The sequence below is a fragment of the Streptomyces sp. AMJ-169 genome, from assembly GCF_055597585.1.
The window spans coordinates 130,889-155,859 of the sequence record NZ_JBVLTJ010000008.1 but is presented as its reverse complement, the minus strand read 5'-3'; the positions used below and the strand labels follow the sequence as shown (position 1 = coordinate 155,859).

Genomic DNA, 24,971 nt, shown 5'->3' with positions numbered 1-24,971 from the left:
TCGCTTCACCGCGCCACAGGCCTGTTCTACCGCGCCACCGCCAGGCAGTACGCCTCGTCGTTCGCCAGCAGATTCCGGTGCGTGTCCTCGGCGACGACGACCCCCTCGTCCAGCACCAGCACCCGGTCCGCCGCGTCCAGCAGCGCGGGACTGCTGGTGATGACCAACGTCGTCCGCCCGCGCCGCAGTTCGGCGACATTGCGGGCGATGAGCTGCTCGGTGACGGCGTCGACGGCGGTCGTCGGGTCGTGCAGGACGAGTACGTCGCTGTCGGCGGCCAGCGCCCGTGCCAGGGACAGCCGTTGCCGCTGGCCGCCGGAGAGGTTGGCGCCCCGGTCGCGGACGGCGTAGTCCAGGCCCTCCTTGTGCAGGGCGACGACGTCCGTGAGCATCGACGCCTCGACCGCCTCGGCGACCGAACGGCTGCTGCCGGAGGGGTCGATGTTGGTGCGCAGGGTGCCGGCGAAGATCTCGCCGTCGTAGGGGTTGACCAGGAGGTGTTCGCGGACCGCCGCGACGGACAGCTCCGCGAGCTCCTTGCCGCCGACGCGGACGGCGCCCTCGTACGCGTGGGGCGGGACGTTCACCGCGAGGACGGACGCCAAGTCGGCCGCCGCGCGGGGCTGGTAGGCGGCGACGGCGACGAACTCACCGGCGTTCACCTGGAACTTGAGCTTGCGCAGCTCGCCGTGGCGGACGCAGTCGACCTCCAAGTCGCTGCCCGGGTCCGGGACTTCGGTGCCGGGCGTCATCGCGGGGGGCGCCGCGAGGACGAGCGCCATGCGTTCGGCGGAGGCGCGGGCCATCATGACGTACTTGGGCATCTCGGAGAACAGCTTCAGCGGCTCCATGATGAACTGCGCGAGGCCGACGGCCATGACGAGTTCGCCGATGTCGATACGGCCCTCGAAGGCGAGCCAGCCGGCGAGGAGGGTGACGGCGCCGGCGAGGACGGCGTTGAAGGCCTGCGCGGTGCCGGCGTACACGCCGTTGACGCGGGCCACCGTGAACGCCTGCTGCCTGGCCTCGGCGCTGACCTTGCGGTAGGAGCCGAACGCGGCGTGGTTGCCGCCGAATCCGTGCAGCGGGCGCAGTCCGGTGATGAGGTCGGCGACCTTGGCGCCGGCCCGGGCGACGCGGGCCTGCTGCTCCTGCGTGCTGGAGCCGATGCGCTTGGACATCACGCTGAGGATGGACAGGATCACGGCGGTGCCGACGATGACGAGCAGGCCGAGCCTGAGGTCGGCGAGACCGAGGGCGACCGCCGCGACCAGCACCGCGACGAGCGAGCTGATCAGCAGCGGGACGACCTCGATGATGTCGGCGGTCTGGTCGGCGTCCTCGGTGGCGATGGTGAGGACCTCGCCGGACTTCAGCCCGTTGTCGCGGGCCACGGGCTGAAGGCCGCAGGCGGCGACCTTGACCCGCCAGCGGTGCGCCTCGGTGGTGTTGGCCTTCTGGAGGACGCGCATGCCGAACCGCCACGACAGCGAGACCGTCGTGATGATCACGGCGAGCGCGCCGATGGACAGGGCGAGCGTGCCGGGATTGCGGTCGTCGCGCAGGGTGTGTTCGACGATCAGGCCCAGGGCGATGGGGAACGCGGTCTCGCCGGCCTGGTACATGCCCATCAGGAGCGTGCCCCAGGCCATGGCGCCGACGTTGCGCCGCAGGGCGGTGCGGAGGATGGCGGCCCCGGGGCGGGGCTGCCGCGCGGGATCGGGGGCGGTGTCAGGAGTTGTCATCGAGATGGCGCGCAATCGCTTCCGGGGTGCGGAGGGTGAACAGGTCACGGATGGTGACCGCGGGGCCGAACTCGCGGCGCAGCAGTCCGACGAGCCGCACCGCCAGCATGGAGTGTCCGCCCAGGGACACGAAATCGCTCACCGCGCTCACCTCGTCGTCGTCCAGGTCGAGTGCTTCGGCGAAGTACTCGCACACCAGGGTCTCGGTCTCGGTCTCGGGGCCGCGCTCCCCCGCCGTCGTCAGCGCGCCCAGCGGCTTGGCCTCGGGGAGCGCCTTGGTGTCAGCCTTCCCGTTGACGGTGAGCGGGATGCTGTCGACGCGGGCGTAGTGCGTCGGCCGCAGGAAGTCCGGGAGCCCGGCGCCCACTTCGGCCGCGACGTCCGCCAGCTCGGCGCCGTCCAGGACGAGATAGGCGGCGAGCCGGTAGGCCCCGTCGACCTGCGGATCGCGCTGGGCGACGGCGGCGACGAACCGGACGGCGGGGTGCGCCGCGAACACGGCCTCCACCTCGCCGAGTTCGACGCGGTGACCGCGGATCTTGACCTGCTGGTCGGTGCGGCCCAGGTACATCAGGTTGCCGTCGGGCCGGCGCTGCACGAGGTCGCCGGTGCGGTACATCCGCTCGCCGGGCGCCCCGAACGGGCTGGCCACGAACCGGTGCGCGGTCTGCGCCTGCTGGCCGAGGTAGCCGCGGGCGATACCGACGCCGGAGACGTACAGCTCACCGGGGACCCCGTCCGGGAGGGGCCGCAGCCAGGGGTCGAGGACATAGACGTCGGTGTTGTCGATGGCGACGCCGACGACCGGGTCGGCGCACTCGAAGGTGCCGACGCCGAGGGTGTTGATGGTGTACTCGGTCGGCCCGTACAGGTTGTAGCCGACCGTGCCCTCCGTCTCGGCGAGCCGCTGCCACAGCGTCGGCGTCACCGCCTCGCCGCCGAGCAGGACCAGCGGGGGCCGCCGGCCGGGATCGTCCAGCAGGCCCTCGGCGACGAGCTGTTGCGCGTAGGTCGGGGTGACGTTGATGACGTCGATCCCGAACTCCTTGCAGTACTCGACGAGTCGGGGCGCGTCCCGGCGCAACTCCTCGTCACAGATGTGCACTTCATGCCCGTCGGCGAGCCACAGCAGCTCCTCCCACGACATGTCGAACGCGAAGGACACGGTGTGCGCGATCCGGAAGATCCGGTGCCCGTGCTCGGCGAGGACCGGCTCGAAGATACGGCGCTGGTGGTTGACGAGCATGTTGGTGAGACCCGCGTACTCGGTCACCACGCCCTTGGGCTTGCCGGTGGAGCCGGAGGTGTAGATCGTGTAGGCGGGGTGGCGCAGCCGGTCGGGGTCGTCCGGCGTGAACGTCACGAACGGCTCGGCGGCCGGCAACGGCCGGTCCAGCTCGACGAGTTCACCCGTCAGCCGGTGCGCCACGGACGACACGGTCAGGGTGACGTCGGGCCGCGCGTCCGCGACGATCGCCGCGATCCGCTCGTCCGGGTGGTCCAGCTCCAGCGGCACATAGGCCGCGCCGACGCGCAGGACGGCGAACAGGGCGACGATCGAGTCCAGCGAACGCGGGATCGCGAGCCCGACGTTGGTCTCAGGACCGATCCCGCGCGCGGCGAGCACACCCGCCAACTCCCGGCTGCGGTCGCGCAGTTGCCCGAAGGTCAGGGTATTGCCCTGCGCGACGAGCGCGAGCCGCTCGGGGGCGCGGTCGGCGGCCTGGTCGAAGCGGTCGACGACCGTGTCGGTGCCGATGTCGGTCCGGGGCGCCGGCTGCGGCCACGCGCCCGGTCCGGGCAGCGCGCCGACGGGTCCGTCCGCCTTCGCGAGGTCGCCGAGGACCCGGAGATAGTCGTCGAGGAGTCCGCGCGCGGTGGCCGAAGTCCCGTACCGGTGCTCCAGTTTGACGCTCAGCCGCTCGCCCGGGGTGACCACCCACGTGTAGGGGTAGTGCGTCGAGTCGTCGGCCTTGACCTCGACGATGCCGTGCCGCGCGTTCATCTCCGCGAAGGCGTCCATGTCCAGGAAGTTCTGGAGCACGAACAGGTTGTCGAACAGGGTGTCCTGGCCGCTGGCGCGCTGGATCTCGCCGAGCCCGAGGTGCTCGTGCTCCATCGCGGCGACCCGCGAGCCCTGCACGCCCTCCAGGTACGCCCGTACGGATTCCCCGGCGCGGGCCCGGGTCCACAGGGGCACGGTGTTGAGCAGCACGCCCACGACCTCGTCGAGCCCTTCGCCCTCGCGGCCGGAGACGGTCACGCCGAACACGGCGTCACCGCGCCCGGTGTGCGCGCCGAGGAGCAGCCCGAAAGCACCGGTGAGCACGGAGTTGAGGGTCACGCCGTGCGCCTTGGCGGCGTCCCGCAGCGCGTCGGACTCCTCAACGGACAGGGTGTGGACGAGAGTTGGGGGCAGCTCCGCCGACAGGGCGGGCGCGGGTCCGGCGAGGAGCGTCGGTCCGGGCAGCTCCGCGAGCTGCCGAGCCCAGAACCGCTCCGAGGCGGCCGTGTCCCGGGCGGCGAGCGTCCGGGCGTACTCCTCGAAGCTCGGCGCGGGCTCGGCCGTCAACTCCCCCGCGTACGCGGCGAACAGGTCGCGCAGCACGATCTCGCGCGACCAGCCGTCCCACAGCAGCAGGTGGTAGCTGAGCAGCAGCCCGTCGCGGCCGTCGGGCAGCCGGACGACGGTCAGCCGGATCAGCGGCGGCTCGCCCGGGTCGAACCCGGTGTCGCGGTCGCGGGCCCGCAGCGCGTCGACGTCGGCGACGCTGTCCACCGCGACGGTCCGTACGGGGACCCGGCGGCCGGCCTTGAGGCTCTGGACGGGGTTGCCGTCGTCGTCGGTGGTGAAGCCGGCGCCGACGACCGGGTGCCGGGCGATGACGGCGGCCATCGCGTCGGCCAGCCGCTCGGCGTCGAGGCGCCGGTCGAAGGTGAACCAGCTCTGGGCGACGTAATGCCCTGCCTGGCCCGCGAGTTGGGCCTGGAAGTACAGGCCGCGCTGGAGCGGGGTGACGGGCGCGGTGCGCTCGGCGTCGGTCGCGGCGGCGGCGATGCGTTCCAGGGCGGTGAGCCAGTGCCCGGTGAGCGCGTCGGGGACGCCTTCGGCGAGCGTGAACGCCGCCTTCAACTCCCCTTCCTCCAGCCAGGAGTTGACCTCGACGGCGTAGGGGCTGCCCTGTTCGCCGCCGCCGATGTGCAGCGCCTGGTCCTCGCTGCCGCGGCCCAGGTAGTTGAAGAGGACCTGCGGGCGGGCGGTGAGCAGGGGCGCCGACTGCGGGTTGAGGTAACGGAGTTGGCCGTAGGCGACGTGCCCGCGCTCGTCGGGCTGCCGGGCGGCGACCTCGCGGGCCGCCTCGACGGGGTCGGTGTGCGGGGTGAGGCGGACCGGGGCGATCGAGGTGAACCAGCCGACGGTGCGCGTGTAGTCGTGCTCCGGCAGCACCGGGACCCGGCCGTGCCGCTCCAACTCCACGGCCAGATCGGCCGGTTCGGGCTGCACCGCGGTGAGCGCGGCGCGCAGGGCGCCGACGAGGAGTTCGGTCAGCCCGACGCCGAGGGCGGCGGGGGCGGTGCGGGTGACGCGGTCGGTGAGATCCGCCGGCAGGGAGACCGTGGTCTCACGCAACTCGCCGGTTCCGGCTGTGAGTTCGGGTGCCTGGAGGGTGGTGATCCACTCCCCGAGCCCGCCGGTGTCCTGCTGCGCCTGCGCGGCCAGCGCCTCGGCGTACGCGGCGTACGGCGTGGTCTGGGCCGGAACTTCCTTGCCGCCGAGGGCGGTTGCGAGGTCGTCCAGGAGGATCAGCCAGGACACCGCGTCTACGGACAGGTGATGCGCGACGACGACCAGGCTCCGGCTGCCCGCGAGCCACGCGAACGCGGCGACCCGCCCGGCCTCGGGGTCGAGCAGGTCCGCGAGTTCACCGGCGGCGCGCTGGGGGTCGTCGGTCTGCGGCTGCACGAGGATCAGCTCGCGCTCGGCCTCGGTGCGCAGCGTCCAGACGCCGTGCTCCGCCGTCAGCCGCAGCCTGAGCGCCGGGTGGGCGTCGACGACGGCTCGCGCGGCGCGTTCGGCGTCGGCGAAGCGGGTGCCTGGGGGGGCCTCGACGACGCGTGCCTGAGCGAACCGGGCGAGGGAGCCGCCGAGTTGGCGCTGGCGCAGGATGATCGGGGTCGGGGTGAACGGGCCGTCGATCGGGGCGGCCGTCTGCACAGGCGTCAGCTCCGGCACGCTCACCTGTCCCGCGAGCGCGCGCGGTGTGCGCAGCAGGAAGACGTCCCTCGGGGTGATCCGGACGCCCAGGGTCCGCGCCCGGTTGATGACGGTGATCGCGACGATGCTGTCGCCGCCGGCCCGGAAGAAGTCGGTGTCGGCGTCGGCGGGGGTGCCGAGGGTGTCGGTGAAGATGCGGATGAGGGCGTCGAGGGCGGCGGGAGCCGGGGCGCCGCCGGTCGGGGTGGCAGCGGCGGCCGGGCTGTCGTCCTCTTCCGCCGCGCGCGCGGCGAGCGCCTTCCGGTCCAGCTTCCCGTTGACGGTCAGCGGCAGCGCCCCGACCGTCAGGACCCGCCCCGGGACCATGTGGACGGGCAGGCTGACGCCGAGCCGTTCGGCGAGGTCCGCCGGGGGCCGGCCCACGACGTGCGCGACGAGGTGATCCCCGCTGTCCGCGACGGTCACGGCGACGTCGATGACCCCGGGCACGTCCCGGACCGCCGCCTCGACCTCACCGAGTTCGATCCGGAACCCCTTGAGCTGGACCTGGTCGTCGGCGCGCCCGGCGAACTCCAGCTCGCCGTCGAGGGTGCGGCGGGCCAGGTCGCCCGTGTGGTACATCCGCGAGCCGTCCCCGGCGAACGGGTCGGCGACGAAGCGGCCGGAGGTGAGTCCGGGGCGGCCGAGGTAGCCGAGGGAGACCTGGTCGCCGGCGACGTAGATCGCACCGACCCGGCCCGGCGGGACCGGCTTCAACTGGTCGTCGAGGAGGTAGGTGGCCAGACCCGGGATCGGTCCGCCGATCGGGCTGACGTCGCTGCCGAAGTCCTCGTCCGTGAGCACCCGGTGGGTGACGTGGACGGTCGTCTCGGTGATGCCGTACATGTTGACCAGCTGGGGCCGGTCCGTGCCGTGCCGTTCGACCCAGCCGCGCAGCCGGGCGGGGTCGAGGGCCTCGCCGCCGAAGATGATCCGGCGCAGCGCGGGCAGGGCCTCGCCGGACTGCCGGTCCGCCTCGACGAACTGGTAGAAGGCGGACGGGGTTTGATTGAGGATCGTCACCCCGCGTTCGCGGGCCATGCGGTGGAAGTCGACCGGCGAGCGGGTCAACGCGTAGTCGGGCAGCAGCAGTTCACCGCCGTGCAGCAGCGCGCCCCACAGCTCCCAGACCGCGAAGTCGAAGGAGTAGGAGTGGAACTGGACCCACACGTCCCCGGGCCCGAACGCCATGTCGGGCCGCGTCTGCGCGAGCAGGGTCGCCACGCTGGAGTGCGGCACGACGACGCCCTTGGGGCGGCCGGTGGAGCCTGAGGTGTAGATGACGTAGGCGGGGTCGTGCCAGCCGACCGCGAACTCCTCGTCGGACAGCGGGAGTTCGTCGCCCTGGACGATGACCCGGGCGTCAACTCCCGTGCGGGCCAGCAGTTGCGTGAACCGCTCGCGGTGGCCGGCGTCCACGAGGACGGCCTGGGGGGCGCAGTCGGTGAGGATGTACTCCAGCCGCTCGTCCGGGTAGGCGAGGTCGAGCGGGACGTACGCGCCGCCCGCGCCGACGACCGCGACCAGGGCGACGACCTGCTCCACCGAGCGGGGCACGGCGACGGCGACCCGCTGGCCGGCGCGGACCCCGGCGGCACGCAGGGCGGACGCCAACTTCTGCTTCTCGGCCGCGAGTTCGCCGTAGGTCACGGAGCGGGTGCCGCCGTCCAGGGCGATCTGGGTGACGGCGGTGGCGGCCGGGTCGCGGCGGGCCGCGGTGTCGAACAGGGCGTCCAGGGTGCGCTGTTCGGGGCGCGGGGCGGACCGCCGGGTGACGGCCGGGTCCTGGGGGCGGGTGAGGAGTGCGGTGAGGGTGCCGGAGAAGGCGCGCAGGATGTCCTGGGCGCCGCGCTCGCGGATCAGCGCGCCGTCGTAGATGAGGTTGAAGCGGGGGCGGCCGTCGAGGGTGCGTTCGACGACGAGGGTCAACGGGTAGTGCGGGGCACCTTCGTTGACGATGTCGGTGATGGTGAGGGTGTCGCCGGGGCGGCGCAGGGTGGCCGTGTCGGTGGCGACGTCGAAGACGACGAGGGTGTCGAAGAGGGCGCCGGCGCCGAGGCGGGCGAGGGAGACGTGCTGGTGCGGGAGGACGGCGGCCTGGTGGTCGCGGACCTTGGCGAGGAGTTCGCCGGCCGTGGTCTCGGGGGTCCAACTCGCCCGTACGGGAATGGTGTTGATGAAGAGGCCGACCATGTCCTGGATGCCGGGCACGTCGGCGTCGCGGCCGGAGACCGTGGAGCCGAAGACGACGTCCGTGCTGTGCAGGATGCCGCCGAGGGTGAGCGCCCAGGCGCTGTGCACGGCGACGCTCAGCGGGACACCCGCCGCACGGGCGGCGCTGTCGATGTCGACGCCGTCCTCCGGTACGACGGACGTGTCCGCGAACCGGTCCGAGGGGGTGTGCCCTTCTGCGACCAACGACACGGCGGCGTCCGCGAGTTCGGCGCCCCAGACTCGGTCGCTCTCCTGCGCGTCCTGGGCGGCGAGCCAGTGGACGTAGTCGGGGAAGCCGCCGATCGGGTGGACCGTGCCGGGCGCGTGGTACTCGGCGAGCAGGGCGCGCAGCATCGGCGGGACGGACCAGCCGTCGGCGATGATGTGGTGCACGGTCTGCACGAGGACCGTCCGGTCGCCGCCCCTGACCAGCGTGTACCGCATGAGCGGGCCGGTCGCGAGGTCGAAGCCGGCGAGCCGGTCGCGCTCGGCGAGGTCACGGAGTTCGGCGTCGGTGATGCCGGGGCGCTCGACGGTCGTGAAGGGCGCCTCGGCGCCGGTCTCCAGGACGGAGACGACGCGGCCGTCGGCGAGGGCGGTGAAGCGGGCGGCCAGGTTGGGGTAGAGGCTGAGCAGCCGGGTGGCCGCCGCCGCGAGGCGTACGGGGTCCACCTCGCCGTCCAGGGTGAGGAGTTGCTGTTCGACGTAGGCGCCGGCCGAGTCGTCGTCGAACACCGAGTGGAAGTACAGGCCCTCCTGGAGCGGGGTGAGCGGCAGGACGTCGCGCAGGCCCGGGGTGTCGAGTTCGTCGACGTCCGCCTGGGTGAGCGGGACCAGCGGGAAGTCGCTGGGCGAGTGGCCGCCCTCGGTGAGCGCGGCCAGGCCCGTCAGCGCCTGCTCGAAGTAGCCGCCGAGGGTGGCGATGTCGGCGTCGGTGAAGAGTCCGGCGGGCCAGGAGACGGTCGTCACCAGCTCGAACTCGCCGTTTCCGGCGGCGGGTTCGGCGATCGCGTTGAACTCCAGGGCGCGCGGCAGCCGCATCCTCGGGTCCCGCTTCTCACCCAACTGGCCGGTGGCGCCGGTGAGTTGCCAGTCCTCGGTGGACCCGGCAGCGAAGCGGCCCAGGTAGTTGAAGAGGATCTGGGGGGCCGGGTTCGGGAAGCGGGTGTCGGCGAGGTAGCGCAGGACGCCGTACGACAGACCGTTGTCGGGGACCTTGGCGAGGTCTTCCTTGACGGCCTTGAGGGCGGCGGCGAGGTAGCCGGGCGCGGTGAGGTCGGGGGCCCGGCCCGGGTCGACGGTGACCGGGAACAGGGTCGTGAACCAGCCGACGGTGCGGGAGAGTTCGGGTTCTATGCCGGTCGCGTCGGCGACGGCGCGGGTCTCGCGGCCGTGGCCCTCCAGCTCGATGTGCGCGAACGTCTGGTCCTGGCCGAGGCCCTGCCGGTAGCGGGCGAGGGCGACGGCGAGCGCGGTGAGCAGGACGTCGTTGACGCCGGCGTGGAAGCGGGCCGGGAGCTCGCCGAGGAGGGCGGCGGTCACGTCGGCGCCGACGGTGACGGTCGCCGTGCGCTCGCCGGTCACGGTGTCGGTGGACTCCAGTGCCCGGCGGCCGAGTCGGGCGTCCGGTGCGGGCAACACCCGTTCGTAGTAGGCCGAGTCGAAGTCCGCGCTCTCCAGGAGCTGGGTCCAGCGGCGGAACGACGTGCCCACCGGGGGCAGTTCGACCGGGGCGCCCTCGCTGAACCGGCGCCAGGCGGTGGCGAGGTCGTCCATGAGGACGCGCCAGGAGACGCCGTCCACGATGACGTGGTGGGCGACGAGGACGAGCTGCCGGGCCTCGCGACGCCAGACGGCGCGCAGCATGACACCGCCCTCGGGGTCGAGCCCGGCGGTGGCGAGGGCGACGCAGTCGTCGAGGGGGAGGCGGCTCTCCTCCCAGCGGGACTCCTGAGCGGCGCCGCCAGCAGCCACAGCGCCGGCCGCAGCCGCAGCCCCGGCCTCAGACTCGGCCCCGGCGCCAGCCGCAACCCCGGCCTCGGAACCAGGCTCGGGGACATCAGGAATCTCGAAACTCCACCGCTCCCCCCGCACCAACCGCGCCCGCAGCATCGCGTGCCGCTCGACGACCGCCCCGAGCACCGCCCCCAGCCCCGCACCGGTCAGCCCCTCCGGCGTGTTGAGCACCACCGACTGCACGAACCCGTCGATCGCGTCGGTCGTCTCCCCCAGCCAGCGCACGATCGGCGACCCGGCGACCGGCCCGAACGCGACGTCCGCGTCGTCGGCGGGCGCGCTCTCCTCCCGGCTCGCGACCGCCGCCAGCGCCCCCACGACGGTGTGCGTGAAGATCTGCCGCGCGGTGACGTGCAGCCCCGCCTCCCGCAGCGCGCTCAGCAGCGAGATCGCGAGGATGCTGTCGCCGCCGAGCTTGAAGAAGTCCTGGTCGACACCGACCGCTTCGAGCCGCAGCACCCGCGCGACGACCTCGCAGACGAGCCGCTCGTTCTCGGTGCTCGGCGCGGCCAGCTCCCCGGTGCTGACCGTGGGTTCGGGCAGCGCCTTGCGGTCCAGCTTGCCGTTGGCGGTGAGCGGGAACTCGGTGAGGACGACGACGTGGGTCGGCACCATGTACTCGACCATGTGCTCGGCGGCCCACGCCTTGACGTCGTCGGCGCGCAGGTCCGCGTGTCCGGCGGCCGGGATGACGTACCCGACGAGGTAGGTGCCCCCGGCGGAGTTCTTCTTCGCGACGACGCAGGTGTAGCGCACGCCGGGGTGTTCGGCGAGACCGACCTCGACGTCCTCCATCTCCAGGCGCATGCCCCGGATCTTGATCTGGTTGTCGACGCGGCCGAGGAAGTCGAGGGAGCCGTCGGGGGCGTAGCGGGCCAGGTCGCCGGTGCGGTAGAGGCGGGAGCCGTCGGCGGCGAAGGGGTTGGCGACGAACCGGGAGGCGGTCAGTCCTGGCGCGTTCACGTACCCGCGGCCGAGGAGGAAGCCGCCGACGTACAGCTCACCGCCGACGCCGGCCGGTACCGGCCGCAACTCGCTGTCCAGGACGTAGAGTTGGGTGTTCGGGTTGGCCTTGCCGATGGAGGTGGTGAGGCGTCCGGCCTTGCCGCGGTAGATGACGTGGGAGACGCCGATGGTGGTCTCGGCGGGGCCGTAGCCGTGGTACATGGGGATGTCGAGCTTGGTGCGGAACCGCTCGTACAGCTCGGGCGTGAGGACCTCGCCGCCGCACCACACGTGCCGCAGGCTGTCGAGCCGCCCGGAGTCGCCGGCCATCTCCAGCAGGACGTCCAGCATGGACGACACCAAGTAGGTGAAGGTGACCCGCTGTTGGGCGATGACGCCCAAAAGATGCTGCGGGTCGCGTTCGCCGCCGGGCTTCAGGACGATGAGCCGGCCGCCGCTGACCAGCGGCAGGAAGATCTCATTGATGGAGATGTCGAAGGACAGCGGCGCCTTGAACAGGGCGGCGTCGTCGTGCCCGAAGTGCAGGATCTCGTCGACCTGCCACAGCAGCCGCTCGCTGATCGCCTCGTGCCGGATCATCGCGCCCTTGGGCCGCCCGGTCGAGCCGGACGTGAAGATGACGTAGGCGAGCGCATTGCCGGGCGGGGTGATCCCCGTGTCACCGGCGGGCAGCTCCCCATACGCCCACTCCCCCAAGTCGACGGCCACAGCGGGCGGTTCACCGTCGGCGGCGGCCCCCGTCGCGTTGAGCTGCATGACGACGCGGGCGTCCTCGACGACCACGGACCGGCGGGCGGCCGGCCACTGCGGGTCGAGCGGGACGAAGGCGCCGCCCGCGCGCAGCACGGCGAGCAGGCCGACGACCATGTCGGCGGAGCGGGGCAGGGACATGCCGACGACCTGTTCGGCGGTGAGCCCCTGAGCGATGAGGTGGTGCGCCAACTGGCTGGACAGCTCGGCAGCTTGACGGTATGTCAGGCTGCGGTGCCCGTCGGTGATCGCGGTCTCGTCGGGCCGGGTGCGGGCCTGTTCCAGGAACAGCTCGACGATGGTCGGGCGGTCGCGTCCGGCGTGGTTGTCGTTCCAGCGGGCGAGCTGGGCGAGCCGGCCGGCGGGGGTGGCGGGCGCGATGGTGCCGAGGGTGCGGTCGGGGAAGTCGGCGAGGTCGTCGAGGGCGAGCTGTGCCTCGGCGAGGTCGACGCCTTCGGGTACGGCGATGCCGTCCGAGCCGGTGGCCCAGCTCGCCGGTGCGCTGCCGCCGTTGTCGGCCCAGGCGAGGACGTCCGTGAAGAGGGTGGCGGGGGTGAGGTCGAGACCTTCGGGGCTCTCACCCCTCGCCCAGTGGGCGAGGCCGATGGCGCAGGCCTCGGTGACGGTGCGGTCGGAGAATTCGCCGGTACGCCGTCGTACGTCGGCCAGTCGGGCGGGAGAAAGCAGTACGAAACGAGCGTTCGGTTCCAGCATCGAAGACTCCGCGTCCCTTCACGGGGTGGTACGTCGGCGGGTGGGGCATGTCGGGGGGCGGACCGGAGCCGCTCTCCGGTCCGCCTTGGGGGGGGCTAGCTGCCTTCGCGCCACGCCCGCCACAGGCGCGCGTAGCGTCCGCCGAGGGCCACCAGGTCCTGGTGGGTGCCTTCTTCGACGACGCGTCCGGCGTCCAGGACGGCGATGCGGTCGGCGGCCATGGCCTGGGTGAGGCGGTGGGCGACGAAGAGGGTGGTGCGGCCGGCGCAGGCGGCGAGGACGGCGCGTTCCAGTTCGGCGGCGCCTTCGCTGCCGGCCTCGGCGGTGGACTCGTCGAGGACGACGACCGGGGTGCGGGTCAGCACGAGCCGGGCGAGGGCGAGGTGGGTGACCTTGGTGACGTCGAGGCGTTCGCCGCCCTCGCCGACCAGGGTGGCGAGGCCGTCGGGGAGGGCGTCGACCCATGTGCCGGCGCCGACCGTGCCGAGGGCGTCGAGGAGTTCGGCGTCGGTGGCGTCGGGTGCGGCGAGCCTCAGGTCGTCGGCGAGGGTGCCGGAGAAGACGTGGTTCTCCTGGGTGAGGATGCTCACCAGGGACCGGGCTCCGGCCTCGTCGAGGTCGGCCAGGTCGGTCGTACCGATGCGGACCGAGCCGGACTCGGGGGTGCCGATGCCGGCGATGAGGGCGGCGAGGGTGGTTTTCCCGGCGCCGGTCGCGCCGACCAGGGCGAGTGAACCGCCTTGCGGGATCGAGAGGTTGACGTCCCTGAGGACGGGTTCGTCGGTCCCGGGGTAGCGGAAGGTGAGGCCTTCGACGGTCACCGCGTGCGCGCCGGTGCCCGGGGCGCTGTCGCCGACCAGGCGCTGTTCGGTGTCCTCGCCGAGGACGCCGACGAGGCGGGTGAGGCTGGCGCCGGACTTCTGGGCCTCGTCGAAGGTGAACATGATGGCGCCGAGCGGGGTGAAGAGGCGGTGGAAGAGCAGGGGGGCGGCGGAGACGGCGCCGAGGGTGGCGGCGTCGGCCTCCAGGAGGGCGTAGCCGACGAGGAGGATGAGGGTGAGGCCGATGAACTCGGCGCGGTTCTCGCGGCCGACGAAGCGGCCGAAGAAGCGGAAGACCTCGATGCCGTAGTCGCGCACCCGCCAGGACTCCTGGTCGACCTTCTCGCGGAAGGTGTCCTCCAGGCGGTAGGCGCGCACGGTGTCGATGCCGTCGAGGCCGCTGATCAGGGCCTGGGCGCGGGCGGCCTGGGCGACGCGCTGTTTGCGGTAGAGGGGGGCGGAGCGCGGGAGGTACCAGCGCAGGGCGAAGGCGTAGGCGGGCAGGGCGCCGGCGCCGGCGAGGCCGAGCCGCCAGTCGAGGCCGAACATGCCGGCGGTGGCGATGGTGACGAGGACGCCGGCGGAGAAGACGGTGGGGATCGCCGTGCGGATGCCGCGGGAGATGACGGCGACGTCGTCGCCGACGCGGGAGAGCACGTCGCCGCGGCCGACCTGTTCGACGCGGGCGCTCGGCATGCCGAGGACCGCGCGGACGGCGCCCTCACGCAACCGGGCCAGCAGGTCGGCGCCGAGGCGGCCGATGAGGTAGGTGGAGGCCGCGGTGGCCGCCGCGCCGAGGAGGGCGGCGGCCACGATCGTCACCCCGATGGTGAGCAGCAGGGAGCGGTCGTCGCCGGCGGTGACGCCGTCGACGACGCGGCCGAGCAGCAGCACCGGGAGGACCTGGAGGGCGGCCCCGGCCACCGTGGTGAGCACGGTGGCCGAGGTCAGTCCGGGGACCTCGCGGCAGTGCGCGGCGACCCAGCGGGCGGCCTCGCGTCCGGTCGCCGTGCGCAGCGCGGCCGGGGCGGCGGGGCGCAGTTCGGTCGTACTCACGCCGCGCCCAGGGGGGTTGATCGGTTCGTCATCGTCAGCTGACTGCCTTGACCAGTTGGTCGATCGAGTAGGGCAGGGACGCCAGGGTGGCCTGGGACATGGCGGCGCCCACGGCCGGGCCCTCGCTGTCGAGGAGGTAGGAGACCTTGTTGTTCTTGACGGCGCCGAGGTTGGCGAAGAGCTGGAACTTCTTCAGCGCCTCGGTGTCGGCCTTGTCGTTGATGACGATGACGCGGTCGACGTCGACGAGGTCGACGCGCTCCGGGGAGAGCTGGGTGGAGAAGTTGCCGCCGGCGACCTTGTCGATGCCGGTCTGGTACTTGAAGCCCATGCCGGTCAGCAGCTGGCCGCGGACGTCGGTGGAGGTGAAGGCGGCGATGGAGTCCTTGTACCAGGACAGCGCGACGGCCGTCTGGTTCGCGAACTCGGGGTGGGCCTTCTTGGCGGCGGCGAGCTTGTCCTGGACACCCTGGATGAGGGTCTTGCCCTCGGTCTCCTTGCCGAGCGCCTTGGCGATCTGGAGGGCGTTGTCCTGCCAGGGGGCGCTGAAGGGCTCCTTCTCGGTCTTGGTGCGGCCGACGGTGGGCGCTATCTGGGAGAGCTTGTCGTAGGCCGCTTTGTCGATCTCGGAGTAGACCGCGATGATCAGGTCGGGCCGAAGAGCCGCGATCTTCTCGTAGTTGGGGCCGGAGTCGCCGTTGGCCATGATGACCTCGGGCTTGGTGGTCCCCCACTTGTCCTTGACCCAGGGCCACTGGGTGTTGATGTCGGGGCTCTGGCCGGCCGGGTTGGGGTACTGGTCGACCATGCCGACGGGCTTGGTGCCGAGGGCGAGGACGGTCTGGTCGTCGGTGTAGCCGACGGTGACGACGCGTTCGGGGGCCTTCTTGACGGTGGTGGAGCCGAAGTAGTGCTCCACGGTGACCGGGAAGGCGCCGGAGGCGGCGGAAGGCGTGGCGCCCGCGTTCTCAGTGCTGTCCTTCGTGTCGCTGGAGCCGCAGCCCGCGAGGAGGCCGACACCGAGGGCCGCCGCGGCCAGCGAGGCCGCCAGCCGTCGCAACGGCCTTCTGTGCATCTGGAGGAGCATCCGCATTCCTTTGTCTTCTTACGGTCACTGCGCCTGGTGAAGGTGCGCCCTGTGCAAGGGCAGGCAAACCTTACCCGGAATGGTGAGGTTAGCCTACCCTAATCACAGCAATCGCCGTGGTCACGCCTGTATTTGGGCGTCCGCGGGCGCATGGACGTGGGTGCGGCCGATGGGCACGATCATCGGGCGGTCGCCGACGGGGTCGTCGACGACCAGGGCGCGCAGCCCGAACGCCTCGTGCAGCAGCTCCGCGTCGACGACGTCGCGCGGGTGCCCCTGCGCGAGGATCGCGCCGTCCTTCATGACCACCAGGTGGTCGCTGTAGCGGACGGCGAGGTTGAGGTCGTGCAGCACCATGACGACGGTGCGCCCCGACTCGTGGAGGTCGTCCACGAGGTCGAGCACGTCGAGGGCGTGCGCGAGGTCGAGGTAGGTGGTCGGCTCGTCCAGCAGCAGCAGGTCGGTCCCCTGAGCGAGCGTCATGGAGATCCACACCCGCTGCCGCTGCCCCCCGGAGAGCGAGTCGACGGGCCGCTCGGCGAGATCGGCGACCCCGGTCATGGCGAGGGCTTCCTGGACGACGTCGGCGTCGTCGGAGGACCACTGGCGCAGCCAGCTCTGGTGCGGGTGGCGGCCCCGGGCGACGAGGTCGGCGACGGTCAGGCCCTCGGGCGCGACCGGGGTCTGCGGGAGCAGGCCGAGCTTCTTCGCGACGTCCCGGGTGCGCAGCCGCGCGATGTCGTCGCCGTCGAGGACGACCGAGCCGCTGGTGGGCTTCAGCAGCCGGGACAGGGTGCGCAACAGGGTTGATTTACCACAGCCGTTGGGGCCGATGATGGTGGTGATCACGCCGGGCGGGATCGCCACGTCGAGTCCGTCGATGACGCTCCGGGCGCCGTATCCGACCGTGACACCCTGGGCCGTCAGGCGGGCGACGGCCTGCGGCGCGGACTCGATCTCGGTGATGTGCTGAGCGACCACAAGGCCCCCTTTATTTAGGTGTGCCTAACCTTTGTACCAGTTATCTGATGTTCGCCCGCACCAAGAGATACACAAGGAACGGTCCGCCGATCGCGGCGGTCACGACGCCGACGGGCAGCGTCATGGGCAGCGCGGCGCGCGCGACGAGGTCGGCGCCGATCAGCAGGACCGCCCCGGTGAGCCCGGAGGCGGCCAACGGCGGCGTGGGGTGCCGGGTCAGACGCATCGCCACCTGCGGCGCGACCAGCGCCACGAACGGCACGGGCCCGGCCGCGCTGACCGCGACCCCGGCCAGCAGCACAGCGCACAGCAGCATCACCGAGCGCACCGCCGAGTACCGCACCCCGAGGCCCGCGGCGACATCGTCGCCGAAGTGCAGGGGCTTGAACTGGAAGGCCACGCACGCCACGACGACCAGCAGAGCGAGCGTGCACCACAGCGCGAGCCGTACCTCGCTCCAGGACCGGTTGTCGAGCGAGCCGACCAGCCAGGCCTGCGCGCGGGCGACGTCGCGGATGTCGGCCTTGGCGAGCATCCAGGTGGTGAGCGCCTCCATGACGGCCGACACGGAGATGCCGATCAGGATGAGCCGGAACCCGTCGATGCCGCGCCGCCAGGCGAGGAAGTACACCAGCAGCCCGGTCCCGAGCCCGCCGGCGAGGGCGGCGACGGAGAGCCCGACGGTGTCGGCGATCGCCGCGGCTGTACCGCCCGAGACGGTCACCAGGAACACCGAGACGGCGCTGGCGCCCCCGGTGATGCCCAGGATGTCCGGGCTGGCGAGGGGGTTGCGGGCGATGGACTGGGTGAGCGCGCCGGAGACGCCGAGAGCGACGCCGACGACGAGCCCGGCGAGGGCGCGCGGCATGCGCAGGTCCATGATGACGAACTTGTCGACCTGTTCGCCGCCGCCGAAGACAGTGGCGACGACCCGCGAGAGGTCGATGGGGAAGTCGCCGATGCTGATGGACAGACAGAAGACCAGGAAGGCCAGCGCCGCCAGCACCAGCGTGACCAGGGCGAGCCAGGGCCGCCACACGAACGACACCGAGCCGAGCCGTACGCCCGGTGTCACCGCCGCTTTGACGTCCGTACCGTTCATGCGTTCTTGAACTTTCCGCGCCAGACCAGCACTGCGAAGAAGGGGGCGCCGAGCAGCGCGACGACGACTCCGGCGTCCAGCTCACCCGGGCGCACGACCAGTCGGCCGGCCATGTCGCCGACCAGCAGCACGATCGCGCCGAGCAGCCCGGCGTAGGGCACCAGCCAGCGGTAGTCGGGCCCGGTGAGATAGCGCGCCACATGGGCGACCATCAGGCCGAGGAACGCGATCGGCCCGCAGGCGGCGGTGGCCGCGCCCGCGAGGAGGGTGATCGCGGTGATGCCGATGCCCCGGGTGAGCGCGATGTTGACGCCGAGTCCGCGCGCCACGTCGTCGCCCAGGTTGAGCAGGTTGACGGACGGCAGCGTGGTCGCGGCGAGGATCAGGCCGACGCCGATGAAGAGGGCCACGGGGCCGATGACGCCGAAGCCGACCCCGGCGACCGAGCCCGCGTTCCAGAACCGCAGGGCGTTCAGGGCGGCTTGGTCGCCGAGGGCGATCGCGGTGGTCATCGCGGCGAGGAAGACGGTGATGCCCTGCCCGGCGAGGGCGAGGGTCAGCGGATTGCCGGCGCCGCGCCCGATGCTGGCGAGCCCGAAGACGACCACCCCGGCCGCGGCGGCCCCGGCGAACGCGAACCACACGTACTGGTAAGGGCTGCTGAGGCCGAACAGGGAGATCGCCGTGACGACCGCGAAGGACGCGCCCGCGTTCACCCCGAGGAGTCCGGTGTCGGCGATGGGGTTGCGGGTGTAGCCCTGGATCAGCGCGCCGCCGACGCCGAGCGCGATGCCGGCGACGACCGCGAGGACCGTGCGCGGCACCCGTACCGTCTGGACGATGAGGCGGATCTCGGTGAGCCGCTGGTCGCTCTCGTGGCCGGCGAAGAGGCCGTGCCAGACCTCGGCGGGACTCAGCGCCCGCGCGCCGACGGCGAGCGACAGCGCCGCCGTCGCCAGCACCGCCGCGACGAGGATGCCGAGGCCCGCGATCCGCTTGCCGCGCGCGGGAGTTGTCCGCCCGGGAGCGGGGCGCTGCACTGTTGTCGTGCCCATTCGTCGTACGTTATCTCTTCGCTCTGTCAGGGCTTTCGGCCCGCTCGGGGGTCTTGCTGGGCCTCCGGAGCCGGGCGGGCTCCGGAGGTCCGGTGCTCAGCGTGCCGCGCCGTCGGCGGCGAGGGTGCGGGCCGCGTCGGGGGCCGACTTGAGACCGCGCTCCAGCAGCGAGTCGAGTATCTCGCCGACGCGGATGGCCGTGTTGGACAGCAGCGACGACGTGATGCCGTGGGTGTGCTCGGTACCGCCCTGGAGGTAGATACCGCAGGTCAGCGCCGGGTCGGTGACGATGCGGTAGTCCCGCTGGACGCTGACGCGGCCCTCGGTGTCACGCAGGCAGCGGTCGGCGACGTCCCCGAGCAGACCCAGCGGATCGGCGGGACTGTAGCCGGTGGCGAAGACGACGATGTCGGCGTCCAGAACCGTTTCCTCGCCGGTGACCAGCGAGGTCACGGTCGCGGTGGCCTTCTCGGCGGTCTGGGTGGCGCCGGTGACGCGGGAGACGTTGAGGAAGCGCAGCCGCTCGGTGCCGAGGACCTTCTCCCGGTACGACTCACGGTAGAGGTCGTCGATCAGGTCGATGTCGACCACGGAGTAGTTGGTGTTGCCGTGGTAGTCCATCAGCCGCCGCTTGACGTCGGCGGGCGCGTCGAAGTAGTCGTCGACGGCCTCCGGGTCGAAGATCCGGTTGGCGAAGCTGCTGTCGTCGGCCGGGCTGTAGCCGTAGCGGGAGAAGACGGCGCAGATCTCGGCCCCGGGGAAGCGGCGGTGGAGGTAGGCGACGTTCTCGGCGGCGGACTGGCCGGCGCCGACGACGACGAAGCGCTCCGGGGCGGTGCCGTCCAGCTCCTCGACCCGGCGCAGCAGGTCGGAGTTGTGCCACAGCCGCTCGCCGCGCTCGACGCCCTCGGGCATGGCGGGCCTGAGGCCGGTGCCGATGACGAGGTTGCGGGCGCGGTGGACGGCGAGCCCGTCGGCCGAACGGACCGTCACGTCCAGGTAGTCGATGACTCCGTCGCGCGACACCGGCTCCACGCCGACGACTTCATGGCCGTAGGAGACCATGTCGTCGACCTTCGCGGCGGCCCACTCGAAGTAGTCGTGGAACTCGACGCGCAGCGGGAAGAGGTTCTTGTGGTTGATGAAGTCGATCAGCCGGCCCTGAGCCTTGAGGTAGCACAGGAAGCTGTACTCGCTGCTCGGGTTGCGGAGGGTCACCAGGTCCTTGAGGAAGGACACCTGCATGGTCGCGTCGTCGATCAGCATGCCGCGGTGCCAGCCGAACTTCGGCTGTTGCTCGAAGAAGTGGGCGGTCACCGCCTGCTGTCCGCCGGCACTTGCGTTGTACTCACGGAGCGCGATCGCCATGGCCACATTGGACGGGCCGAAGCCGATCCCAATGAGGTCGTGGACCAGTGGTGCGTCACCAGGAAGAACCTGTGACATGTCTCTCCCATCGTGCGGGGCAGTCGCCTGATCAGGCGGGGGAAAGTAGGGAAAGTGGGCACGCCGACGGAGCGGCACGCTCAGAACTTAGGTGAGCCTAAGCTAATCCGGTTCAGCTGTCGAGCCGGGCGGTGCGGTGAGTGAACTTCAACTGCGGATCACTGCCACCCCGTTGAAAGCTAAGGTTAGCCTTGCTTTACTTACCCCGGTCACCACTGCCCTGAGGAGGAACCCAGATGCGGGTCGTCATGTTCGGTTACCAGACCTGGGGGCACCGCACCCTGCGAGCCCTCCTGGACTCCGAGCACGACGTGGTCCTGGTCGTGACGCACCCCAAGAGCGAGCACGCCTACGAGAAGATCTGGAGCGACTCGGTCGCCGATCTCGCCGAGGAGCACGGCGTCCCCGTCCTGATCCGCAACCGCCCCGACGACGAGGAGCTGTTCGAGGCCCTCAAGGCGGCCGACCCGGACATCATCGTCGCCAACAACTGGCGTACGTGGATCCCGCCGCGCATCTTCGCCCTGCCCCGCAACGGCACCCTCAACATCCACGACTCGCTGCTGCCCAAGTACGCCGGGTTCTCCCCGCTGATCTGGGCGCTCATCAACGGCGAGCCCGAAGTCGGCGTCACTGCGCACATGATGAACGACGAGCTGGACGCCGGTGACATCGTCGGCCAGGAGTCGGTGAAGGTCGGTCCGCACGACACGACGACGGACCTCTTCCACAAGACCTGCGACCTCATCGCCCCCGTCACCATCGCCGCCCTCGGCCGGATCGCCGCCGGTGAGACCGAGTTCACCCGGCAGGACCGCTCGCAGGCGAGCTTCTTCCACAAGCGCGCGGAGATCGACAGCCGCATCGACTGGTCCTGGCCGGCGGAGGTCCTGGAGCGCCTGGTGCGCGCCCAGTCGGCGCCGTACCCGAGCGCGTACACCTACCACAAGGGCAAGCGGCTGGAGGTGCTCGCGGCGGTGGTCTCCGAGGCCGACTACGGCGGTACGCCGGGGCGGATCTTCTACCGCGAGGGCGAGGGCGTCGTCATCGTGGCGGGCGCGGACGCCCGCGGTGGCCGCAACAAGGGCCTCGCCATCACGCGGGTCCGCACGGAGGAGGGCCGCGAACTGACGGCGGCGGACTACTTCGTCACCATGGGCGGCTACCTCACCACCACCCCCTGATCCTGTCGGCCCCGGTACGGTCCCGGGGCCGACAGCAGCCCCTCTACCGCCGCGCTCCGTCGCCCTACCCTTCGGACGCGGTGGCGGAGGGGACCAATCGTCAGACCCGCGGCGACCGGGGGTTCTACGCAGCTTGCGGCGGCTGGGTCTCTTACGCGGCCTGCGGCGGCTGCGGCTTGAGCACGGCGAACGGGGCTCCGAACGGGTCCGTCAGCCAGCACATCCGCCCGACGTCCGGGATGTCGGAGGCCGGCATCAGCACCGACCCTCCGCCGCCCTGCGCCCGCGCGGCGGTCTCGTCCGCGTCGTCCACCGCGAAGTACGGGATCCAGCTCGCCTCTTCCGCCTCGCCCTGGAGTCCGGCGACGCCCCCGAACGACGCGTCCTGCTGGTCGCCCTCGCCGGTGGAGAGCACCGTGTAGCTCATCCCCGGCATGTCCATCGTCTGTGAACGCCAGCCGAACACCGCCCCGTAGAAGCCGAGCGCGCCTCCCAGGTCCCCCGTGTGCAGTTCCGCCCAGCACAGGGCGTCGGACTCCGAGGTCTTCTCAAGTCCCTTGACCGCCGCGGGCTGCCAGACGGCGAAGTCCGCCCCGGCGGGGTCGGTGAGCTGGGCCATCCGCCCCGCGTCGAAGACGTCGAACGGCGCGCTGCGGACCCGTCCGCCGTGCTGCTCCACCGCCTTGGCCGTGGCGTCCGCGTCCGGCGTCTGGAAGTACAGCGTCCAGGCCGAACTCGCGCCCTCCTCCATGAGGGGCCCGACCGCCGCGACGGTCTTGCCGTCCTTCTGGAAGAACCCGTAACCGCCGGAGTCGGGCCCCGCCGACTGGAACTCCCAGCCGAAGACCGCGCCGTAGAAGGCGGCGGCAGCGGCGGGGTCGGGGCTGCCGAGGTCGATCCAGTTCGGCGAGCCGGTGACGAAGTCCGTGCTGAGCATGGCGGTACCTTTCAGTGTGATTTCGACGGATTGTTCCGACGCGAGTCAGTCTGGCATCCGGCACTGACAATCGCCGGGCGTGAAATGCGCCGGGCCCCCTCAGCGGCGGGCACCCGCCGCGCCGCGAGCCGCGCGGAAACGGCGAACGGCACCTCCGAAGAGGTGCCGTTCAGACTGCCGGGACGCCTGGGATCAGAACCCGAGGCCCTTGGTGCCCTGGAAGACGCCCTCCCAGTGGGCCTGGCCGCAGCCGTTGATGTAGTACGCCTGGCCCCCGCCCGCACCGGCGGCCATGCCGCACGCGGCGATGTCGCCCTCGGAACGGGGACCGTCGTAGTGGCGGCCGTCGGCCAGGGAGGTGCCGGCGCTGCCCAGGACGGCGGCGACGGCGAGGGCTCCGGCGGCGAGGGTGGTCCGCATACGCATGATGACTCCTGACAGGAGAGACGGGTGAACAAGGGGAGCCCCAGGACCGACTGCTCCGGCGGCTCCGCAGCAGAGTTTGCCGACGGCATACGCCGCCCGGCGCCTTACGCGCCGCAAAACCCCGCCGCCCACTCGAAAGGAGGACCGCACCGGCCCCTCCCTGGACGCTACTTACAAGTACGGCGGGCCGATGCACCGCACCCCGCGCCGGATGCATACGGTATGAGGAGATCAGCCCCTGTTCAGGAGTCCACATGGCCACCAGCCGCCGCCCCGCCAGACCCGCCGAGACCGTCGAAGCCATCGAGCCGCCCGGGAACGCCCGGCTCGCGGCGCTCGTTCTCTCGGTGACGGTGGTGGTGGAGACGCTCGGGGAGGTGTCGGGGTCGGCGGTGCTGCTGCTCGGGCTGCTGGTGTTCCTGCCGGGGGCCGCGGCGGCGCTGTGCACGGTGCGGCAGACGGCGGCGGTCGCGGCGTGGACGATACTCGTGGTCGGCTCGACCGTCGTCCTGCGCGGCGGTGGCGGGCACTGGCTCGACCGGATCCTCATGCTGCTGATCACCATCGCGCTGGCCGTGGCGTCCGTCTACGCGTGCCGTTACCGGATCAGCCGCGAGCGCGAGACGTTCCGGCTGCGCTCCACGGCCGCCGCGATGCAGCGGCACATCCTGCACCCCCTCCCCCTCGTCACCGGCGACGTCCTGGTCAACGGCGTGTACGAGCCGCTCCAGGAGGATCGGCTGGTCGGCGGGGACATCTACGACGTCGTCGACTCGCCCTGGGGCACCCGCGTCCTGATCGGGGACGTCCAGGGCAAGGGCCTCGCCGCGGTCGGCGCCGCCTTCGCCGTGATCGGCGCCTTCCGCGAGGCCGCCCACCGCGAGCCGACCCTGACGGCACTGGCCGACGCCCTGGACGCCGCCGTCGTGCGCCACAACTCCTACGCCACCGACACCGGTGAGGACGAGCGGTTCGTGACCGCGCTCGTGCTCGGGGTGGACATGGACGACGAGGTGCAGGCCGTCAACTGCGGGCATGTGCTGCCCTATCTGGTGCACGACGGGAAGGTCACCGTGCCGGAGCTGGACTCCGGGGTGCCGCTCGGGCTCGCGGTGCTCGCGGACGAGCCGACGACCGTCGGCTGGTTCCCGTTCCCGGACGGCGCGACGCTCGTCCTCAGCACCGACGGCCTCACCGAGACCCGCGCCGCCGACGGCACCTTCTACCCGGCCGAGACCCGCCTGACCGCCCTCTGCGACCACTCCCCCACCGCCCTGCCGCGGGTCCTGTACGACGACGCGCGCGCGTTCGCCGGGAAGGGCGGACGGCACGACGACGTCGCCGTGCTCACCGTGCGGCGCGCTCCCCGGCCCGGGGCCCGCTGAGCCGGCGCCCGCACAACCAGCCGGTTCCTATGTATTGACGCACCCTCCTTAGCGCTGTCATTGTTTCCGGCACATGACATCAGACGTCTGATGTCTCGCGCTTTATCTGGAGAGAGCCGTCATGTCCCTCGCCGACGACCTGACCGAGCAGCTGCTCGCCGCGATCATCGACGGCCAGTACCCGCCGGACTCCGCGCTGCCGCCCGAGGGCGAGCTGTCGGAGCGCGGCGGGGTGAGCCGGCTGACCGTGCGCGAGGCCGTGAAGTCGCTGCGCGCGCAGAACGTCGTCCGCGTGGTGCGCGGCCGGGGGACGTACGTCAATCCGCCGGACCGGTGGACCGCGCTGGAGCCCGTCGTGCGGGCCGCCTCCCGGACCGGTTCGCTGTCGGAGCGGCTGATCGAGGCGCGCCGGCTGATCGAGAACGGGGCCTGCGAGCTGGCCGCGCTGCGCCGCACCGAGGACGATCTGCGGGAGTTGCGGCGGCAGTTGGGGCTGATGCGGGAGGCGGCGGCGAACGCCGACACCGAGCTGTTCGTGCAGGCGGACATCGACTTCCACGACATCGTGATGCGGGCCAGCGGGAACCTCTTCGTGCCGCTGCTGTTCGAGCCCTTCGGGCGGCTGCTGGTCGAGGGGCGGCGCGAGACGTCGGCGGTGCCGGCGATCCGCACGCACGCCATCGCGCACCACGAACGGGTGCTGGCCGCGCTGGAGTCGGGCAGTCCGGAGGCGGCGCGGGCCGCGATGGACGGGCACATGAACCAGACGGCCGAAGACCTGCGCACGCACGTCATCAAGAAGTTCTGACACTCCCTTCTTTTTCACTGACG

General features: G+C 71.9%; 13 protein-coding genes. 3 read left to right on the top strand and 10 right to left on the bottom strand.

All coding sequences use genetic code 11. The features are described 5' to 3' along the window. Window positions 1-26: 26 nt before the first annotated feature. The 8 genes from ACYUD3_RS21295 to ACYUD3_RS21260 all read right to left on the bottom strand — a co-directional run bounded on the left by ACYUD3_RS21295 (window position 27) and on the right by ACYUD3_RS21260 (window position 20,208). On the bottom strand, window positions 27-1,745 hold the full coding sequence (locus ACYUD3_RS21295; RefSeq protein ID WP_470972175.1) for an ABC transporter ATP-binding protein: 1,719 nt from the start codon (window positions 1,743-1,745) through the stop codon (window positions 27-29). Then, complete coding sequence (locus tag ACYUD3_RS21290; RefSeq protein WP_470972173.1) at window positions 1,732-12,660, bottom strand: amino acid adenylation domain-containing protein; 10,929 nt, start codon at window positions 12,658-12,660, stop codon at window positions 1,732-1,734. The genes ACYUD3_RS21295 and ACYUD3_RS21290 overlap by 14 nt, the downstream gene beginning before the upstream one ends. A gap of 95 nt (window positions 12,661-12,755) precedes the next feature. Then, entirely contained in the window at window positions 12,756-14,537 is a 1,782-nt protein-coding gene (locus tag ACYUD3_RS21285) for an ABC transporter ATP-binding protein (protein WP_470972172.1), read from the bottom strand. A 34-nt stretch (window positions 14,538-14,571) separates the two neighbouring features. Next, the gene (locus ACYUD3_RS21280) at window positions 14,572-15,624 is read right to left on the bottom strand and encodes an iron-siderophore ABC transporter substrate-binding protein (RefSeq protein ID WP_470972519.1); all 1,053 of its coding nucleotides are present in this window, start codon (window positions 15,622-15,624) and stop codon (window positions 14,572-14,574) included. 120 nt (window positions 15,625-15,744) lie between these two features. After that, complete coding sequence (locus ACYUD3_RS21275) at window positions 15,745-16,605, bottom strand: ABC transporter ATP-binding protein (protein WP_470972170.1); 861 nt, start codon at window positions 16,603-16,605, stop codon at window positions 15,745-15,747. Between the two features lie 40 nt (window positions 16,606-16,645). Continuing rightward, on the bottom strand, window positions 16,646-17,707 hold the full coding sequence (locus ACYUD3_RS21270) for a FecCD family ABC transporter permease (RefSeq protein ID WP_470972168.1): 1,062 nt from the start codon (window positions 17,705-17,707) through the stop codon (window positions 16,646-16,648). Beyond that, window positions 17,704-18,762: a FecCD family ABC transporter permease gene (locus ACYUD3_RS21265; protein ID WP_470972167.1), complete on the bottom strand. Its 1,059-nt coding sequence runs from the start codon at window positions 18,760-18,762 to the stop codon at window positions 17,704-17,706. The genes ACYUD3_RS21270 and ACYUD3_RS21265 overlap by 4 nt, the downstream gene beginning before the upstream one ends. Before the next feature lie 96 nt (window positions 18,763-18,858). Beyond that, complete coding sequence (locus tag ACYUD3_RS21260; protein ID WP_470972165.1) at window positions 18,859-20,208, bottom strand: lysine N(6)-hydroxylase/L-ornithine N(5)-oxygenase family protein; 1,350 nt, start codon at window positions 20,206-20,208, stop codon at window positions 18,859-18,861. A gap of 236 nt (window positions 20,209-20,444) precedes the next feature. Here ACYUD3_RS21260 and ACYUD3_RS21255 point away from each other — a divergent pair, with 236 nt between their 5' ends. Next, window positions 20,445-21,392, top strand: a complete 948-nt coding sequence (locus ACYUD3_RS21255; protein WP_470972164.1) for a methionyl-tRNA formyltransferase — start codon at window positions 20,445-20,447, stop codon at window positions 21,390-21,392. A gap of 151 nt (window positions 21,393-21,543) precedes the next feature. Here ACYUD3_RS21255 and ACYUD3_RS21250 read toward each other — a convergent pair whose 3' ends face one another. Further along, on the bottom strand, window positions 21,544-22,329 hold the full coding sequence (locus ACYUD3_RS21250) for a VOC family protein (protein ID WP_470972163.1): 786 nt from the start codon (window positions 22,327-22,329) through the stop codon (window positions 21,544-21,546). Between the two features lie 192 nt (window positions 22,330-22,521). After that, a complete protein-coding gene (locus tag ACYUD3_RS21245) occupies window positions 22,522-22,755 on the bottom strand; it encodes a hypothetical protein (RefSeq protein WP_470972162.1) in 234 nt (77 codons plus the stop codon). Between the two features lie 254 nt (window positions 22,756-23,009). Between ACYUD3_RS21245 and ACYUD3_RS21240 the strand changes: the two genes are divergently transcribed. Both ACYUD3_RS21240 and ACYUD3_RS21235 read left to right on the top strand, forming a co-directional pair. Beyond that, window positions 23,010-24,140: a PP2C family protein-serine/threonine phosphatase gene (locus ACYUD3_RS21240; protein WP_470972160.1), complete on the top strand. Its 1,131-nt coding sequence runs from the start codon at window positions 23,010-23,012 to the stop codon at window positions 24,138-24,140. 121 nt (window positions 24,141-24,261) lie between these two features. After that, the gene (locus ACYUD3_RS21235; RefSeq protein ID WP_470972159.1) at window positions 24,262-24,948 is read left to right on the top strand and encodes a FadR/GntR family transcriptional regulator; all 687 of its coding nucleotides are present in this window, start codon (window positions 24,262-24,264) and stop codon (window positions 24,946-24,948) included. The last annotated feature ends 23 nt before the right edge of the window (window positions 24,949-24,971 follow it).

What these genes read in the sequence shown, in the direction of transcription:
- ACYUD3_RS21290 (WP_470972173.1), bottom strand. Translation starts at nt 12,660, where the DNA reads ATGCTGGAACCGAACGCTCGTTTCGTACTGCTTTCTCCCGCCCGACTG.
- ACYUD3_RS21255 (WP_470972164.1), top strand. Translation starts at nt 20,445, where the DNA reads ATGCGGGTCGTCATGTTCGGTTACCAGACCTGGGGGCACCGCACCCTG.
- ACYUD3_RS21295 (WP_470972175.1), bottom strand. Translation starts at nt 1,745, where the DNA reads ATGACAACTCCTGACACCGCCCCCGATCCCGCGCGGCAGCCCCGCCCC.
- ACYUD3_RS21265 (WP_470972167.1), bottom strand. Translation starts at nt 18,762, where the DNA reads ATGGGCACGACAACAGTGCAGCGCCCCGCTCCCGGGCGGACAACTCCC.
- ACYUD3_RS21240 (WP_470972160.1), top strand. Translation starts at nt 23,010, where the DNA reads ATGGCCACCAGCCGCCGCCCCGCCAGACCCGCCGAGACCGTCGAAGCC.
- ACYUD3_RS21235 (WP_470972159.1), top strand. Translation starts at nt 24,262, where the DNA reads ATGTCCCTCGCCGACGACCTGACCGAGCAGCTGCTCGCCGCGATCATC.
- ACYUD3_RS21250 (WP_470972163.1), bottom strand. Translation starts at nt 22,329, where the DNA reads ATGCTCAGCACGGACTTCGTCACCGGCTCGCCGAACTGGATCGACCTC.
- ACYUD3_RS21245 (WP_470972162.1), bottom strand. Translation starts at nt 22,755, where the DNA reads ATGCGTATGCGGACCACCCTCGCCGCCGGAGCCCTCGCCGTCGCCGCC.
- ACYUD3_RS21270 (WP_470972168.1), bottom strand. Translation starts at nt 17,707, where the DNA reads ATGAACGGTACGGACGTCAAAGCGGCGGTGACACCGGGCGTACGGCTC.
- ACYUD3_RS21280 (WP_470972519.1), bottom strand. Translation starts at nt 15,624, where the DNA reads ATGCTCCTCCAGATGCACAGAAGGCCGTTGCGACGGCTGGCGGCCTCG.
- ACYUD3_RS21260 (WP_470972165.1), bottom strand. Translation starts at nt 20,208, where the DNA reads ATGTCACAGGTTCTTCCTGGTGACGCACCACTGGTCCACGACCTCATT.